14 protein-coding genes are annotated in these 15720 nt (G+C 73.7%); 11 read left to right on the top strand and 3 right to left on the bottom strand.

What is annotated here, in order from left to right; all coding sequences use genetic code 11:
• The first annotated feature begins 63 nt into the window (after nt 1-63).
• Together AB0O19_RS35270 and AB0O19_RS35275 are read left to right on the top strand one after the other, a co-directional pair.
• Nucleotides 64-951: a helix-turn-helix transcriptional regulator gene (locus tag AB0O19_RS35270; protein ID WP_363625468.1), complete on the top strand. Its 888-nt coding sequence runs from the start codon at nt 64-66 to the stop codon at nt 949-951.
• Between the two features lie 139 nt (nt 952-1090).
• Entirely contained in the window at nt 1091-2365 is a 1275-nt protein-coding gene (locus tag AB0O19_RS35275) for a globin domain-containing protein (protein ID WP_363625470.1), read from the top strand.
• A 60-nt stretch (nt 2366-2425) separates the two neighbouring features.
• Here AB0O19_RS35275 and AB0O19_RS35280 read toward each other — a convergent pair whose 3' ends face one another.
• Complete coding sequence (locus tag AB0O19_RS35280) at nt 2426-3832, bottom strand: selenium-binding protein SBP56-related protein (protein WP_363584795.1); 1407 nt, start codon at nt 3830-3832, stop codon at nt 2426-2428.
• Between the two features lie 247 nt (nt 3833-4079).
• Here AB0O19_RS35280 and AB0O19_RS35285 point away from each other — a divergent pair, with 247 nt between their 5' ends.
• The 6 genes from AB0O19_RS35285 (at nt 4080) to AB0O19_RS35310 (ending at nt 9493) form a co-directional block, all read left to right on the top strand.
• Entirely contained in the window at nt 4080-5081 is a 1002-nt protein-coding gene (locus tag AB0O19_RS35285) for an alpha/beta hydrolase (protein WP_363625472.1), read from the top strand.
• A gap of 53 nt (nt 5082-5134) precedes the next feature.
• Nucleotides 5135-5929, top strand: a complete 795-nt coding sequence (locus AB0O19_RS35290) for a fused MFS/spermidine synthase (RefSeq protein ID WP_363625528.1) — start codon at nt 5135-5137, stop codon at nt 5927-5929.
• Between the two features lie 154 nt (nt 5930-6083).
• Nucleotides 6084-6896 (top strand): class I SAM-dependent methyltransferase, encoded by an 813-nt coding sequence (locus AB0O19_RS35295; RefSeq protein ID WP_363625474.1) that lies wholly within the window; start codon nt 6084-6086, stop codon nt 6894-6896.
• A 202-nt stretch (nt 6897-7098) separates the two neighbouring features.
• The gene (locus AB0O19_RS35300; RefSeq protein ID WP_363584801.1) at nt 7099-7764 is read left to right on the top strand and encodes a DedA family protein; all 666 of its coding nucleotides are present in this window, start codon (nt 7099-7101) and stop codon (nt 7762-7764) included.
• Between the two features lie 126 nt (nt 7765-7890).
• On the top strand, nt 7891-8559 hold the full coding sequence (locus tag AB0O19_RS35305) for an O-methyltransferase (RefSeq protein ID WP_363625476.1): 669 nt from the start codon (nt 7891-7893) through the stop codon (nt 8557-8559).
• Nucleotides 8560-8593: 34 nt separating this feature from the next.
• Nucleotides 8594-9493 carry a Gfo/Idh/MocA family oxidoreductase gene (locus tag AB0O19_RS35310; RefSeq protein WP_363625478.1) on the top strand — a complete coding sequence of 300 codons (900 nt, stop codon included), beginning with the start codon at nt 8594-8596 and terminating at the stop codon, nt 9491-9493.
• Nucleotides 9494-9509: 16 nt separating this feature from the next.
• Here AB0O19_RS35310 and AB0O19_RS35315 read toward each other — a convergent pair whose 3' ends face one another.
• Both AB0O19_RS35315 and AB0O19_RS35320 read right to left on the bottom strand, forming a co-directional pair.
• The gene (locus tag AB0O19_RS35315) at nt 9510-10619 is read right to left on the bottom strand and encodes a hypothetical protein (protein WP_363625480.1); all 1110 of its coding nucleotides are present in this window, start codon (nt 10617-10619) and stop codon (nt 9510-9512) included.
• A 347-nt stretch (nt 10620-10966) separates the two neighbouring features.
• Complete coding sequence (locus AB0O19_RS35320; protein WP_363625482.1) at nt 10967-11806, bottom strand: methyltransferase domain-containing protein; 840 nt, start codon at nt 11804-11806, stop codon at nt 10967-10969.
• Between the two features lie 232 nt (nt 11807-12038).
• Here AB0O19_RS35320 and AB0O19_RS35325 point away from each other — a divergent pair, with 232 nt between their 5' ends.
• The 3 genes from AB0O19_RS35325 (at nt 12039) to AB0O19_RS35335 (ending at nt 15709) form a co-directional block, all read left to right on the top strand.
• A complete protein-coding gene (locus AB0O19_RS35325; RefSeq protein ID WP_363625484.1) occupies nt 12039-13067 on the top strand; it encodes a phosphotransferase family protein in 1029 nt (342 codons plus the stop codon).
• 3 nt (nt 13068-13070) lie between these two features.
• A complete protein-coding gene (locus tag AB0O19_RS35330; RefSeq protein WP_363625485.1) occupies nt 13071-14282 on the top strand; it encodes an acyl-CoA dehydrogenase family protein in 1212 nt (403 codons plus the stop codon).
• Between the two features lie 137 nt (nt 14283-14419).
• Nucleotides 14420-15709 (top strand): esterase, encoded by a 1290-nt coding sequence (locus AB0O19_RS35335; RefSeq protein ID WP_363625487.1) that lies wholly within the window; start codon nt 14420-14422, stop codon nt 15707-15709.
• Nucleotides 15710-15720: the final 11 nt, after the last annotated feature.

Here is a 15720-nt window from a genome sequence, read left to right on the forward strand (position 1 = left end):
TACGCACGGCGGTATCACCCTTCCCCCCGCCCCCGCCGCCCGGATTCCCCGCATACTGCAGACATGGACCAGCGCACCGAACTCAGCGAGTTCCTCCGATCCCGCCGCGCCCGGCTGCGGCCCGAGGACGTGGGCCTGCCGGACAGCACCACCCGGCGGCGGGTGCCCGGCCTGCGCCGCGAGGAGCTGGCCCTGCTCGCCGGAGTCAGCACCGCCTACTACACCCGGCTCGAACAGGGCCACGGCGAGAGCGTCTCCGCCGCCGTCCTGGACGCCATCGCCCGCGTGCTGCGGCTCAGCCCCGCTGAGCGCGAGCACCTCGGCCGGCTCACCGGGCCCGTCCGCCGTCGCCCCGGCCGGGCCGCCGCCCGCCCGCAGCGGGTCCGGCCCGCGCTCCAGCAGCTCCTGGACGCGATGGACTGCGTGCCCGCGTACGTCCTCGGCAGGCGCCTGGACATCATCGGCTGGAACCGGCTCGGCACCGCCCTGCTCGGCGACTTCGCCGCGATGCAGCCCGAGCAGCGCAACATGGCCTGGCAGCTCTTCCTCGAACCGGCCTCCCGCGAGCTCTACGAGGACTGGGACGGCAAGGCGACCGACGTCGTCGGCATGCTGCGGCTGGACGCCGGACGGGATCCGGACGACCCCAGGCTCGCCTCGCTGATCGGTGAACTCTCCCTCAAGAGCGCCGACTTCCGCCGCCTCTGGGCCACCCACAGCATCCAGGACAAGGGCCACGGCACCAAGCGGCTGCACCACCCGGTGGTCGGCCGGCTCAACCTCCAGTACGAGACGCTGCGCCCGGCCGGGGACGTCGACCAGGTGCTCGTCACCTACCACGCCGAGCCCGGCTCCAGCTCCGCCGAATCCCTGCGCCTGCTGGCCAGTTGGGCGGCCACCGAGTTCCGCCCCGAGCCCGCCGAGGCGACCCCGGCCGATCCCGCCCGGTAGCGACGCGGGGCCTCCCTGCCCGGCCTTCCCGTCGGGCCTTCCCGTCGGGTCTTCCCGTCAAGGGGTCGATGGTCCCGGGTCCGATCGGGGCCATCGGCCCTTCTCGCCGGTAACCGGGCGGCGATTGACTGGACGGGTCATGGACACCACCACCAGCGGAAACACCACCAGCGGCACCACCGCCGAGTACGACCGGCTGATCGCCCGCCACCACGCGATGCGGCTACGCCGCCAACTCCTCACCCCGGCCTCGCCGTTCGGGCCCGATTCGGCCGGCGCCGGCGCCGGCGCCGGCGGCACCGGTGGCACCGGCGGGCCAGGCGGCTACGACGGCGCCGCCGACCAACGGCTGATCCGGCGCGACCTCGGCCTGCTCGAACCGCTCTCCGAACTGATCGACCACCTCTACGCGGTGATGTTCCGCCGCCGCCCCTACCTGCGTCCGCTCTTCCCCGCCTCGATGGAGTTCCAGCAGGCCCACCTGGAGCGGATCCTCCGCCATCTGGTGGACCACCTCCACCACCCGGCCGAACTGGCCTCGACCCTGCGCCAACTCGGGCGCGACCACCGCAAACTGGGCGTCCGGCCGGTCCACTACGAGGCCTTCGAGGAGGCCCTGTGCGCGGCGATCCGGCACCGGGCGGCCGCCCGGTGGACCGGGGAGATGGAAGCGGCCTGGGTCCGGATGCTGCGCTTCGCCGTCGCGGCGATGACGGCCGGCGCCGACTCCGCGCTCACCGAACCCCCGTACTGGCACGCCGTGGTGACCGGCCACGAGCGCCGCCGCCCCGACCTCGCCGTCCTGCGCGTGCGCACCGGCGAGCCCTACCCGTACCGGGCCGGACAGTACGGCACGGTCGAGCACCCGACGCTCCCGCACACCTGGCGGCAGTACTCGATGGGCTGCGCGCCGCGCGCCGACAACGAGTTGGAGTTCCACGTCCGGCGCACCGGGCCGGACGGGGTCAGCGCGGCCCTCGTCGAACGCACCGCCGTCGGCGACCGGCTGCGCCTCGGCCCGCCGCGCGGCGGGCTGCTGCCCGAGGACGACACCCGCGACCTGCTGCTGGTCGCCGGCGGCACCGGCCTGGCCCCGATGAAGGCCATCGTCGAGCAGCAGGCCGCCCGGCGCCCGCGCGGCCGCCGCGTCCACCTGTTCGTCGGCGCCCGGGACCGCGGCGACCTCTACGACTGGTCCGCGCTCTCCGAACTCGGCCTGCACAAGCCCTGGCTGGCGCTCACCCCGGTCACCGCAGGCCGGCTCGCCGACGCCGTCGCGGGCGCCGGGGACTGGCGCGAGCACCTCGCCTGCGTCAGCGGCCCGGCCGGCATGGTCGCCTCCGTCCGCTCCGAACTGCTCGCCGCCGGGCTGCCCCTGGCCCAGGTCCGCTACGACCAGGCGCTCGCCCGCTAGCCGTACGGCCTACCGGTAGTGGTACGTCCTACCGGTAGGCCGTACGGGCCGCTGGACGTCCTACCGGTAGCAGTAGGAGTCCGAGGAGGCGTCGCCGCCCGCGAGGTGGGTCTGGTGTACCCGTAGGCCCCGGAAGTCGGCGCCGTGCGGGAAGAAGCGCTCGTCGACGCTCAACCCGCCCGCCTCGGTGTCGGCGTCCAGCTTGACGATCCACGGCTCGATGCCGTCCGGGTAGAACTGGTCGTCCCAGGCGCCGTAGAGGGAGTTGGTGAGGTAGAGACGGCGCCCGTCCCGGCTGATCTCGACCATCTGCGGGGCGCCGCTCAGCGGGCGTCCCGGCGCGGCCGGGTGCGGGGTGCGGGCGACGACCCCGCCCAGCCGCACCGAGTCGGCGAGTCTGGGGTGGAACGGATCCGACACGTCGTACTGGAACAGCTCGCCGGTGCCCCACGCGGACACGTACAGCCAGCGGTCGTCCACCGACAGGTTGATGTCCGTGATCAGCGGCGGCACCGCGCCGAACGGTTGCAGCGCGGGCGGCAGGTCCTCCGTCTTGGCGGGCTCGGCGGGGATCTCGATCACCTTGCGCGCGGTGAACGCCGGGCCCTCCCGGTACCAGAGCCAGACCGAGGCGGACAGGTCCTCGACGTTGGTCACCACCCCGGCGAAGCCCCACTCCGCCTGCGGATCGTGCGCCGGGCGCAGCTCCAGCACCATCTGGTACTGGTCGCCGAGGTCGACCCGTTGCAGGTGCCGCCCCGAGTCCAGCTCCCAGAAGTGCAGCGCGTGCCCGTACTTGCGGCCCAGCAGCAGCTCCGGGACGACCCCGCCCTCCACCATCCAGGGCGTGCCCCACTCGCTGGTCACCCCCACGTTCGTCCCCAGGTGCCACCAGACGTCGTACGCGAAGTGCTGCGGCCCGCGCTCCGTCTCCCAGGCGCGCAGCACCTCGAAGGTGGTGTGGTCCAGCAGCGCCACCCCGCCGGGCCCGTCGTTCCCGTCCCCGCTGCCCAGGCAGGACAGGAACACCCCGTCCGGCCCGCAGTGCAGGGTGTGCGGGCGCGAGTAGCCGGCCTTGGCGGCGAGTTCCGCCGCCTCGACGGTCTTGACGAGGCGCGGCCGGACGGGGTCGGGCCGGGTGTCCATCACGTGCAGCCGCGAGGAGCGCAGGCCCGGGAGGAGGAGGTAGCGCCGCTCGGGGTTCTCGTGGCAGGCGTGCGCCAGTGCGCTGGAGCAGGCGTTCCAGCCGAAGTGGTGCAACTCGTCGCCCAGCGTCGGCAGTTCGGCGAAGTTGAGGACCTTCCCGTAGCTCGCCGAGGCCGGATCGGTGTCCACGGTGAGCAGCGCGTCCGGCCGCTCCCCGGCCCGGTCGAACCCGGCGACGTACGCCAGCGTCTCCGGTGGCGCGGCGATCGCCTCGGCGGCCGAACGGTACAGCGACGGATCGGTGTGGCCGGCCTGCGGCATGTGTTCTCCTCAACTCGCCTGCGTGATAACCGGAGTTGGATCTGTCCGGGTAGCGTTCCACATGACCACCGGCGCACAGCAGGCGCACGGGGAGCGATCAGGAGGCGCGGACGGCCGGGTCACACCGGTGCCCCGCAGAGCGCCGCCCGACAGGCAGCCCCGGGCTACCGGCCGGTATTGTCGGGGTCCTGGATCAAGAACACCTGCGACGGACGGCAGGTCGAGCATGAGGACGGGTGCGGCGCAGATGGAGTTTCGGGAAGACATCCTGGGTGCCCCCTACGAGACGGCCGAGCTGACGCTGCGGCCGGACGCCGAGGGGGAGGTCTGCGCGACGCTGGTGCGCCGTCTGGTGCCGGGGGCGGAGCGGGCCGTGCTGTACATCCACGGGTACAACGACTACTTCTTCCAGACCAACCTCGCCGACCACTTCGCCGCGCTCGGGTTCTCCTTCTACGCCCTGGACCTGCGCAAGTACGGCCGCTCCCTGCGCCCGCACCAGTCGCCGAACTTCGTGCGCGACCTCGCCGAGTACGACGAGGAGATCGACGAGGCGGTGCGGATCATCCGCGAGGTGGACGGGCACCGGAGGCTGCTGCTGAACGGGCACTCCACCGGCGGGCTGATCGGCGCGCTGTGGGCGGGGCGGCGCTCGGGGCGCGGCCTGGTGGAGGGGCTGTTCCTGAACAGCCCGTTCCTGTCGATGCCGGCCGCGCCCGCCGTGCGGACCGTCGGCGGCCCGGCCGTCACCGCGATCGGCCGGCTGGCGCCCACCCGCGTGCTGCCGTCGACGCTCAACCCGCACTACACGCACAGCCTGCACAAGGACCACCGGGGTGAGTGGGACTTCGACCTCGCCCTCAAGCCCGCCGAGGGCTTCCCGCTGTACGCGGGCTGGCTGGCCGCCATCCACCAGGGCCACCGGCAGCTGCGGCACGGGCTCGGGATCGACGTGCCGGTGCTGCTGATGGCGTCGACCAGGTCGATCGCGACCACCAAGTGGCACAACGCCCTGCACCACGCGGACGCCGTGCTGCGCGCCGACGACATCGCCGGCCAGGGCCCGCGACTGGGCCGGCACGTCACCATCGTCCGGATCGAGGGCGGCATGCACGACCTGGTGCTCTCGGGCGAGGCCGCCCGCACCCAGGCCTTCGCCGAACTGGACCGCTGGCTCGCCGCCTACCTCGACGTCCGACTGGCGGACGTCCGGCCGGTGGACGCCCAGGCCGTGGGGGAGAGCGCGTGACGGACGAGCCGGTGCCGGTCGGGCGCCACACCGACCTCGGCTTCGCCAAGCTCATGCCGGACCTCGACCGGGACGGCGGCTGGCTGCTCACCCTGGACGGCACCCCGCAGTCCTACGTCGACCTCGCCGACCCGACCCACCTGGAGTTCGAGTACACCCAGCGGCTCGGCCACCTCGCCGACGCCCTCGCCCCCGCCGGGCAGCCGCTGGACGCGCTGCACCTCGGCGGCGGCGCGCTCACCCTGCCCCGCTACCTCGCCGCCACCCGCCCCGGCTCGCGCCAGCGGGTGGTCGAGGTGGACGGGCCGCTGCTCGACCTGGTCGCCGAGCACCTGCCCTGGCAGGGGCCCGGCGCGGACATCACCGCGACCGTCGGCGACGCCCGCGCCGCCCTCGCCGAGACCCCGCCCGGCAGCCGGGACCTGGTCATCGCGGACGTCTTCCACGGCTCGCGCACCCCCGCCCACCTCACCTCGGTGGAGTTCCTGCGGCTGGCCGCCGCCGCCCTGCGCCCCGGCGGCTGCTACGCCGCCAACCTGGCCGACGGCCCGCCGCTGGCCTTCGCCCGGGCCCAGGCCGCGACGGTCGGCGCGGTGTTCCCGTACACCTGCCTGGTCGCCGAGGCCCCGGTGCTGCGGGGCCGCCGGTACGGCAACATCCTGCTCGCCGGTTCGACGGCGCCGCTCCCGGCCGCCGAGCTCACCCGGCTGCTGGCCGGCGACATCTTCCCGGCCCGCCTCACCGACGGCGCCGACCTGGCCGCCCTGGTCGGCCGCACCGCCCCGGTCACGGACGCCGACGCCACCGACTCCCCGCCCCCGCCGGACGGCGCGTTCAGCATCGGCTGAGCGGCGCGGCGGCCCGAGCGTCCCCGCGTCCGGGGTGTCAGAATCGGCGGGTTCGGGCCGGAGCGTGGAGCACGTCGAGCGTGGAGCACGCCGAGCGCGGAACACGTCCGGCGCGGAGCAGGTCCAGCGCGGAGCACATCCGAAGGAGTGAGCGATGAGCGGCGGGGAGCGGCCGGAGTTGGCGGAGGTGCCGGAGACGGCGTTGTGGACGCTGTGGCACCGCGCGGTGGAGGCGCGTCGGCCGGACACGGTGCTGGAGGACCCGAAGGCGGTCGAGCTGGTCGATCGGATCGACTTCCCGTTCGCGGAGCGCTTCGGGGAGGGCGCGCTGGTCAGCCAGTTGCAGGCGCTGCGGGCGGCCTGCTTCGACCGTGAGGTGGCGGACTTCCTGACCCGCTGCCCGCGCGGCACCGTGGTCGGTCTCGGGGACGGCCTGGAGACCCAGGCGTGGCGGGTCGACAACGGCCGGGCGGACTGGCTGTCGGTGGACCTGCCGGAGACGGCCGCGCTGCGGGAGCGGCTGCTGCCGCCGGACGAGCGGCGCCGGATCCTCGCCTGCCCGGTCACCGACCCGGGCTGGATGGACGAGGTGGATCCGGCACACGGGGTGATGATCTGCGCCGAGGGCCTGCTGATGTACCTGCGGCCGGAGGAGGTGCGGGCACTGGTCGCGGCCTGCGCCGAGCGGTTCCCCGGCGGGTCGATGGTGCTGGACGCGGTGCCGCGCTGGTTCAGCGCCCGGACCGTCCAGGGCAAGATGCGGACCCGGCACTACCAGGCCCCGCCGATGCCGTTCGGCATGGACGCGGACGAGCGCGGCAAGCTGGCCACCGCGCACCCGGCGGTGACCGACGTGCGCGAGGTGTACCCGGAGGGCGGGCGGGGCCTGCTCCGCGCCCTGCTGCCGCTCGTGCGCCGGGTGAACGCGCGGCCGTCCGTGGTCGCACTTCGCTTTGCCGGATCTTGAAGAACGGCTGGTCACGCGGGAACCATGGGGCACCACCGCACGTCGTAACCACGGGTGATCGGCCGGGGGGACAGGCCGCCCGGCACGTTAGGCTGCCCTTATGGGGAAGCGGCCGCGTTGCCGCCATCGGACAACTGCCGGAACCGGCGTGCGGCACCGCTGAGGGCCGCGCCGGCTCCGACCTGCCACGGAGGTACTGGCCTTGCACATCGACGCCTGGATCGAGAGCGTCCCACCGACCGCGGTGTACGCCCTGGTCGGCCTGATCATCGGGCTGGAGTCGCTGGGCATCCCACTGCCCGGCGAGATCGCGCTGGTCACGGCCACCCTGATGGCGGTCAAGGGTGTGGTGAGCCCGGAGTGGATCGCGGTGGTCGCGATCCTCGGGGCGATCATCGGCGACTCGATCGGCTACTCGATCGGCCGCAAGGGCGGCAAGCCGCTGTTCGAGAAGCTCGGACGGAAGTTCCCCAAGCACTTCGGGCCGTCCCACCTGGCCACCGCCGAGCGCTCCTTCCAGAAGTGGGGGATGTGGGCGGTCTTCTTCGGCCGCTTCATCGCCCTGCTGCGCATCTTCGCCGGGCCGCTCGCCGGCGCGCTGAAGATGCCGTACTGGAAGTTCCTGATCGCCAACGTGCTGGGCGGCATCGTCTGGGCCGGCGGCACGACACTGCTGGTCTACAAGGTCGGCAAGAGCATCGAGCCCTGGCTGTCCCGGTTCTCCTGGGCGGGCCTGGCCGCGGCGGTGCTGATCGGCGGCGCCTCGGCCTGGTTCATGAAGCGCCGGGCCGCCAAGACCCACGCCAAGATCGAGGCGGAGGAGGCGGCCGCCGCGGCGACCGCCGCCAAGGCGCCCGTCGCGGAGTGAGCGGAGTGAGCGGAGTGAGCGGCGTAAGCGGAGTGACGAGGCGTCTGCACTGAGCACGGCGGGGCTGTCGGGCCCCCGGAGTAGCATCGGCGGGTACCTGCCGATCATGCACAACTGGAGGGCCCGATGACCCAGTCGACGTGGGATGCCGTGGACGCGTACTTCTCCGAGCAGCTGGTGGGGCACGACCCGGCGCTGGCCGCCGCGGCCGCCGCCGCCGACGCGGCCGGGCTGCCGAAGATCGCCGTCGCCCCCAACCAGGGCAAGCTGCTGCACCTGCTGGCGCTGACCCAGGGCGCGCGGCGGATCCTGGAGGTCGGCACGCTCGGCGGGTACAGCGCGATCTGGCTCGCCCGGGCGCTGCCCGCGGACGGCACCCTGATCACCCTGGAGATCGACCCGAAGCACGCCGAGGTCGCCCGGGGAAACATCGCGCGCGCAGGGCTGGAGAAGGTCGCCGAGGTGCGGCTCGGCCGGGCCGCCGACTCGCTGGCCGCGTTGGTGGAGCAGGGCGTGGAGCCCTTCGACCTGGTCTTCATCGACGCGGACAAGCCCAGCAACCCCGAGTACTTCCGGCGGGCGCTCCAGCTGACCAGGCCGGGCTCGCTGATCATCGTCGACAACGTGGTGCGCGGCGGCGCCGTCGCCGACGCGGACAGCACCGACCCGGCCGTGGTCGGCACCCGGGCCCTGCACGACCTGATCGCCGCCGAGCCGAGGGTCACCGCCACGTCGGTGCAGACGGTCGGCAGCAAGGGCTACGACGGCTTCACGCTGGCCCGCGTACAGGGCTGAACCTTTTCAAGTACCACGGAGGAACGGAGACATCGTGCGGATCGGACTGTTGGGCGCCGGCCCCTGGGCGGAGCGGGTGCACGCACCCGTCCTCGCCGAGCACCCCGGGCTGGAGTTCACCGGCGTCTGGGCCCGCCGGCCCGAGGCGGCCACGGCCCTCGGCGGGGCGTACGGCGTCCCCGGCTACGCGGACCTCGACCAGTTGCTCGCCGAGGTGGACGCGGTCTCGATCGCGCTGCCGCCGACCGTGCAGGCGGGCCTCGCGGTTCGGGCCGCCGAGGCGGGCTGCCACCTGCTGCTGGACAAGCCGGTCGCGCTGACCGTGCCGGACGCGCAGGCCGTGGCCGAGGCCGTCCGGGCCCACGGGGTCGCCTCCGTGGTCTTCTTCACCGTCCGCTTCGGCGGGGAGCAGATCCCGTGGATCGAGCAGCAGGCGGCGCTGGGCGGCTGGTTCACCGGCCGCTCGGACTGGCTCGGTTCGGTGTTCGCCCCCGGCAGCACCAGCCCGTACGCGGCCTCGCCGTGGCGCGAGGAGAAGGGCGCGCTGTGGGACGTCGGCCCGCACGCGCTGTCGGTGCTGCTGCCGGTGCTCGGCGACGCGACGCAGGTCACGGCGGTGGCCGGCCCGCTGGACACCGTCCACCTGGTGCTGCGGCACGCCGACGGCGCCTCCAGCACCCTGGCACTGAGCCTGACCGCGCCGGTCGGCGCCGGCGGCGCCGGCCTGGAACTGCGCGGCGAGCACGGCATCGCCCACCTGCCCGAGCGCGTCGAGGGCCCGGCCGCCGCCCTGCACCGCGCCCTGGACGCCCTCCAGGCCTCGGCCGCCACCGGCCAACCGCACCCCTGCGACGCGGAGTTCGGCCTGCGCGTGGTCGAAATCCTGGCCGGCGCCGACCACTCCCTGGCCACGGGCGCACCGGTGGCGGTCTGACGCCCGTCGACGGAGGTCAGACCGGCGGCAGGGTGGGGTTGGTCGGGCCCGGGCGGCGGTCGGTGGGGCGGGCCGGAGGGATGACGGGGGCGTGGAAGTCGCGCGGCCCGGTCCACAGGGCGGGGACGGCGTCGCCGCGGCGGGCGAGTTCGTAGGCCAGCGCCTCGTAGTTGACGCGCCAGCCGTGGAAGTGCTGCCAGGCCTCGTCGACCGGGCGCTCGCGGGGGAAACCGGCGGACGTGATCATGGCGACGGCGCCGATGTACTCGGTGTAGGTCAGGCGGATCGGGACGTCCGGGTCCGGGTCCGGGTCGAAGTCGATCCGCACGGAGCGACCGATGTCGCGCAGCGCGGTGAAGCCCGCGCGCAGCACCAGGCGGGCCTCGGGCGGGGCCGAGCGCGGGCAGAGCGCCAGGTGGAGGGCGGCCGCGTCGAGCACCGCGATCAGGCCGACCACCCAGCTGCGGTTCGGCTGCGGGGAGCGGAAGGACAGCAGCACCGGGTAGTTGGAGTGGCTCTCGCCGATGTCGGCGGCCAGCCGTTCCCAGTCCCGGTAGAGCTGGGGGAGGGCGGTCTCGGTGTCGACGAGGGACTGCCGGGCCAGCAGCTCCGGGCCCCAGGCGGGCTCGCCGGCCCGGGACTGGAGGAGCGTCACCTCGGTCTCCCGCCGCTGGTAGGCGGCGTAGAGGGTGGGCAGGTAGGCGATCTGGAGGGCGATCACCAGCGGCCCGCTGGCGGCGGCCATGAAGTCGATCGCCGAGAGTTGCAGGCGCTCGCCGCTGGCGTAGCCGAGGGTGAAGAGGCTGGATCCGGCCTCCCGGATGGACACCGACCAGCTGAGCTCGGACGTGCCGTGCAGCAGCAGGGTGTAGGCGACCAGCATGCCGCTGAGCCACACCCCGAGCATGCCGAGCAGGATCAGCGGTGCCAGCCAGGTCAGCGCCCGGTCCTGCGCGTAGTAGGAGCGGAACGGCGTCGCGTAGAGCCGGAGCACGGTCCGCAGCACCCGCCAGAGCCGGCTGACCAGTGCCGAGTACAGCCCGCGCGGGACGACCAGCGTGCGCAGGATGCTGCCGACGATGAGCAGGAGCAGCAGGGCGCCGGCCAGGGTGTGGATCATCCTCATGGCGACATTGTGGCGGTCCGGCGGAGCAGTCGCGGCGCGGGGCGCTGGGTTGTGGGGCGGCGGAGGCCAGGTGCCGCTGGAATGCCTCGGCGGCCGCGATGGTGCAGAAGCGCCTGATCCGGTCCGAGGAGCCGGGCGCGCGGATGTGTTCGTGGCGCTCGTGGTGCTCGTGGCCCCAGAGGCCCCAGCGCTCCAGGAGGAGGAAGTGCGGACTCGTGGAGTCGATCAGGCGGATCTCGGACCCTGCGCCCCCGGGGGCCGTCACGAGCGCCGTGGGCCGAGCGTGGGGGGCTCGTTGCACGGCCGAGTGCGTCACCGCCTACGCGGACACCAGGGTTCGCCCCTTGTCAGGCGCGGCAGTGGAAGATGCCCCAGCGCAGCTCCTCGCGACGGGCGGCAGCCACCCACAGGGGCAGATTGGCCAGCAGGCTGTCGACGTAGGCGGGGCTGATGATGCGGCGTAGTTCCTGTTCGCGCCGGCGCGTCTCCTCGGTGATGTGCTCGTAGTGGCTGAGCAGTTGGTCGCTGCGGTCGTCGAAGTCGGTGTGGGAGAGCCCCAGGCCGGCAAGTGTGCGGCGGTAGAAGTGTGGCGTGGCCAGGGCGTCCACGCCCAGTCGGGAGACGGCGGCGCGCAGGGCGGCGGCGGGGGTGTCTTCGGCGGCCATCACGTCGGTGAAGACCAGGGCCCCCTCCGGCTTGAGGACGCGGACGGCTTCGCTGAGCAGGCGGGGGCGGTCGCCGCTGTGGCAGAAGGCTTCCTGGGACCAGACGACGTCGAAGCTGCGGTCGGGGTAGGGGATGTCGTGGAAGGACCCGGTGACGACCTCGATGAGGTGGTCGAGACCGCGCTCGGCGTTCGTGGCACGGTGGCGCTGGTTCTGGGTGTCGCTGAGGTTGAGGGCGATGACTCGGCATCCGAAGCGTTCGGCGAGGTAGCGGGTCGGGCCGCCGTAGCCGGAACCGAGGTCCAGGACCGAGCTGCCCGTGCGGACCAGGTCGCCGACCTTGTCCGCGGCCTGCTCGACGGTGTGACGAGAGGCGTCCGCGACGGATGCGTCCGCCCGGGCGTAGATCCCGGTGTGGATGTTCTCACCGCCCCACACCGCGTCGTAGAAAGCGTCGACGTCCGCGGTGCCGTAGTAGCCGCGGGTCGCTTCCTCGGAGCTCGCTGCACTGCCGTGAGGCATGGGTTTCTCCTCGCCCTGTCGTCCCGGTCGTGGTCCACCTACCAGCACACCCGACCCCCCGCCGCTCTGCCAGGCGGGAAACCGGCCAACCGGAGGCAGGCGAACTCCGGCAGGGCGCTTTCCAGGGCTCGTGGCGTGCGGGGTGGCATTGACAGCGGGCGGCGTCCGGCTGAATGCTAAGCAAGCGCTTAGTCAACGAGGCCACACCCCGAGGACCCCGAGGAGCTGCCCGATGCCCGAGACCCCCGCCGAGCCGCCCGGGCTGGACCTCGCCCGCCTCCGCGCCCACCTGGACCGCGAGCTGCCCGGGCTCGTCCAGGGCCCGCTGCGGGCCGACCTCATCGAGGGCGGCCGCTCCAACCTCACGTACGCCCTCACCGACGGCACCGGCCGCTGGGTGCTGCGCCGCCCGCCGCTCGGACACGTCCTGGCCACCGCGCACGACATGGGCCGCGAGTACCGCGTCATGACCGCACTGCGCGACACCGACGTGCCCGTCCCGCGCACCCTGCTGCTCGATCCCGGCACGGAGGTGCTCGGCGCCCCCTGGTACCTGATGGAGTTCGTCCCCGGCCTCGCGCACCGGGCCCGCGCCCCGTTCGCCGCCCTCGGCCAGCAGCGCGTCCACGCGCTCGGGCGGCGACTGGTCGACACCCTCGCCGCCCTGCACCGGATCGACCCGGCCGACGTCGGCCTCGCGGACTTCGGCCGCCCCGACGGCTACCTGGAGCGCCAGCTGAGGCGCTGGTCCACCCAGCTCGCCAACTCCCGCAGTCGCGAACTGCCCGACGTGGAGCGGCTGCACGCCCTGCTCGCCGAGCGGCGGCCGATCTCCCCGGCGCCCGCCCTGGTGCACGGCGACTACCGGCTGGACAACGTGCTGGTCGGCGACGGTGACGCGATCACCGCCGTGCTGGACTGGGAGATGTCCACCCTCGGCGACCCGCTCACCGATGTCGGCCTGCTGGTGATGTACACCGAGGTCGCCGGCGTCGGCGGCGGCATCATCCCGTCCGCAGCGACCGCCCCCGGCTTCCCGAAGCCGGACGAACTGGTCGCGTACTACGCCGAGTTGACCGGCCGCCAGGCCGCCGACCTGGACTGGTACGTCGCCTTCGCCTCCTTCAAGCTCGCCGTCGTCGCCGAGGGCATCCACTACCGCTACCAGCAGGGCCGCACCCTCGGCGCGGGCTTCGAGCGGGCCGGCGAGATGGCCCCGATCCTCGCCCGGTACGGCCTGAGCACCCTCAAGGAGCACTGACCGATGGACTTCGCCTACGACGCCCGCACGAACGAACTCCGCGAGCAGCTGCTGGCCTTCATGGACCAGTACGTGCACCCGGCGGAGGCGGCCCTCGCGCAGCAGCTCGCCGACCCGGCCCGCGAGGCCTGGAGCATCCCGCCCGTGGTCGCCGAACTCCAGGCCGAGGCGCGCAAACAGGGCCTGTGGAACCTCTTCCTCCCCGGGGAGGGCGGCGCAGGCCTGACCAACCTCCAGTACGCACCGCTCGCCGAAATCACCGGCCGCAGCCCTCACTTGGCCCCGCCCGCGCTCAACTGCGCGGCCCCCGACACCGGCAACATGGAACTGCTCGCCCAGTTCGGCACCGCCGAGCAGCGCGAGCGCTGGCTGCGCCCGCTGCTGGACGCCGAGATCCGCTCCGCCTTCGCGATGACCGAGCCCGAGGTCGCCTCCTCGGACGCCACCAACATCGCCACCCGGATCGAGCGCGACGGCGACGAGTACGTCGTCAACGGCCGCAAGTGGTACATCACCGGGGCGATGAACCCGCAGTGCCGGATCCTCATCGTGATGGGCAAGACCGACCCGGCCGCCGAACCGCACCGCCGGCAGAGCATGGTGCTCGTCCCGCGCGACACCCCCGGCGTCACCGTCAGGCGCGGCATGACGGTCTTCGGCTACGACGACGCGGACCACGGCGGCCACGCCGAGGTGTTGTTCGAGGACGTCCGCGTCCCGGTCGGGAACCTGATCGGGGAGGAGGGCGCGGGCTTCGCCATCGCGCAGGCCCGGCTCGGACCCGGCCGGATCCACCACTGCATGCGCGCGATCGGCATCGCCGAGCGCGCCCTGGAGCTGATGTGCCGCCGGGTGAACGGGCGGGTCGCCTTCGGCCGGCCGCTCGCCGAGCAGGGCGTGGTGCAGGACTGGATCGCCGAATCCCGGGTCAGGATCGAGCAGTTGAGGTTGCTCGTACTCAAGACCGCCTGGCTGATGGACACCGTCGGCAACCGGGGCGCGCACACCGAGATCCAGGCGATCAAGATCGCCACCCCGCGCACCGTCGAGTGGATCCTCGACAAGGCCGTCCAGGCGCACGGCGCCGCGGGCGTCAGCCAGGACACCCCGCTCGCGCAGCTCTGGGCCGGCAACCGCACCCTGCGGCTTGCCGACGGCCCGGACGAGGTGCACAAGCGCTCGCTGGCCCGGCGGGAGCTGCGGCGGCACCCGTAGGGGTGTCATACCGGAGTACTCAGGGGCGGGTTGGCTCCTGGGTATGACGGCCGCGGCCCGCCCCCGCCCGTACTGTCCTGATCAGCAGGCCGGCAGATCAGAAGGCCGGCAGGTCGACGGGGACGAGGAGAGACATCATGGGCGGGCGGGGACGGGCCGCGGCGGCGGTACTGCTGGCGGCGACGGCGGTGCTCGGAGTGGTCGGCGCCCCCGGGGCGGTGGCGGCAGCACCGGCGCCCGGGGCGGACGGCGGCGGCGAGCGGCAGGCCCGGGCCTGGCTGCCGGAGCCCACCGGGCCGTACCCGATCGGCACCACCACGCTGCACCTGACCGACACCGGGCGGGAGGACCCCTGGAAGCCCGGGCAGCGCCGCGAGCTGATGATCAGCCTCTGGTACCCGACCGCCCGCCCGGCCACCGGCGCCGACCGCGCCCGGTACATGGACCCCGCCGCCGGCGAACACTTCGGCACCGAGGGCAGCATCGGCCAGGCGAACCACGGCGCCACGCCCGGCCGCACCGACTGGGCGGGCATCCGCACCCACGCCCGGCCCGACGCCCCCGCCCTGCCCGGCGGCCCGCGCCCGGTGGTGCTGTACTCGGCCGGCCTCGGCGACCCGCGCACCTGGGGCACCGGGCTGGTCGAGGACCTGGCCTCGCGCGGCTACGTCGTGGTCACGCTGGACCACACCTACGAGGCCTCCGAAGTCGCCTTCCCCGGCGGGGAGCTGGCCACCTCCGTGTTCCCCGCGCTGGTCGGACAGCCCGGCCTGGACATCGGCGCGGTGCTGCGCGAGTCGATGCGGACCAGGGTCGACGACACCCGCTTCGTACTGGACGAACTCGGCGGCCTGCGCCTGGACCCACGGCTGCCGGCCGGTCTCGCCGCCTCGCTGGACCTCGACCGGATCGGCATGGTCGGCCACTCGGCGGGCGGCTTCACCGCCCTCCAGACCATGCACGACGACCCGCGCATCGCGGCCGGCGTCAACCTGGACGGCCAACTGCACTTCCCGGGCCCCGACGGTCACACCGGGGTGTACCTGCCCAGCGTCGCCCAGGACGGCCTGGACCGCCCGTTCCTGCTGATGGGCACCCGCAACGAGGACTCCGGGGACCACCACCGGCAGCCCGGCTGGGACGCCCTCTGGCAGCACAGCACCGGCTGGCACGCCGACGTCACGCTGAACGGCTCCCGGCACGGCTCCTACACCGACGCGCAGTCCCTGCTGCCCCAGCTCGCCCGGCAGGGCGCGATCACCCCGGAGCGGCTGAGCGCCGACGTCGGCGACGTCCGCCCCGACCGGGCGGTGCTCGCCACCCGCTCCTACGTCGCGTCCTTCCTCGACCGCTGGCTGCGCGGACACGACGACCACCTGCTGGACGGGCCCTCGGCGCGCTTCCCGGAGATGGAGTACACGCGGTAGGGCAACATCCG

This window comes from Kitasatospora sp. NPDC091276 (assembly GCF_040684355.1).
Lineage (GTDB): Bacteria > Actinomycetota > Actinomycetes > Streptomycetales > Streptomycetaceae > Kitasatospora.

Excerpts from the sequence above, each read along its gene's own strand:
- AB0O19_RS35290 (WP_363625528.1), top strand. The coding sequence starts at position 5,135 with ATGCCGGACCTCGACCGGGACGGCGGCTGGCTGCTCACCCTGGACGGC.
- AB0O19_RS35320 (WP_363625482.1), bottom strand. The coding sequence starts at position 11,806 with ATGCCTCACGGCAGTGCAGCGAGCTCCGAGGAAGCGACCCGCGGCTAC.
- AB0O19_RS35315 (WP_363625480.1), bottom strand. The coding sequence starts at position 10,619 with ATGAGGATGATCCACACCCTGGCCGGCGCCCTGCTGCTCCTGCTCATC.
- AB0O19_RS35305 (WP_363625476.1), top strand. The coding sequence starts at position 7,891 with ATGACCCAGTCGACGTGGGATGCCGTGGACGCGTACTTCTCCGAGCAG.
- AB0O19_RS35285 (WP_363625472.1), top strand. The coding sequence starts at position 4,080 with ATGGAGTTTCGGGAAGACATCCTGGGTGCCCCCTACGAGACGGCCGAG.
- AB0O19_RS35335 (WP_363625487.1), top strand. The coding sequence starts at position 14,420 with ATGGGCGGGCGGGGACGGGCCGCGGCGGCGGTACTGCTGGCGGCGACG.
- AB0O19_RS35275 (WP_363625470.1), top strand. The coding sequence starts at position 1,091 with ATGGACACCACCACCAGCGGAAACACCACCAGCGGCACCACCGCCGAG.
- AB0O19_RS35325 (WP_363625484.1), top strand. The coding sequence starts at position 12,039 with ATGCCCGAGACCCCCGCCGAGCCGCCCGGGCTGGACCTCGCCCGCCTC.
- AB0O19_RS35330 (WP_363625485.1), top strand. The coding sequence starts at position 13,071 with ATGGACTTCGCCTACGACGCCCGCACGAACGAACTCCGCGAGCAGCTG.
- AB0O19_RS35270 (WP_363625468.1), top strand. The coding sequence starts at position 64 with ATGGACCAGCGCACCGAACTCAGCGAGTTCCTCCGATCCCGCCGCGCC.
- AB0O19_RS35280 (WP_363584795.1), bottom strand. The coding sequence starts at position 3,832 with ATGCCGCAGGCCGGCCACACCGATCCGTCGCTGTACCGTTCGGCCGCC.
- AB0O19_RS35295 (WP_363625474.1), top strand. The coding sequence starts at position 6,084 with ATGAGCGGCGGGGAGCGGCCGGAGTTGGCGGAGGTGCCGGAGACGGCG.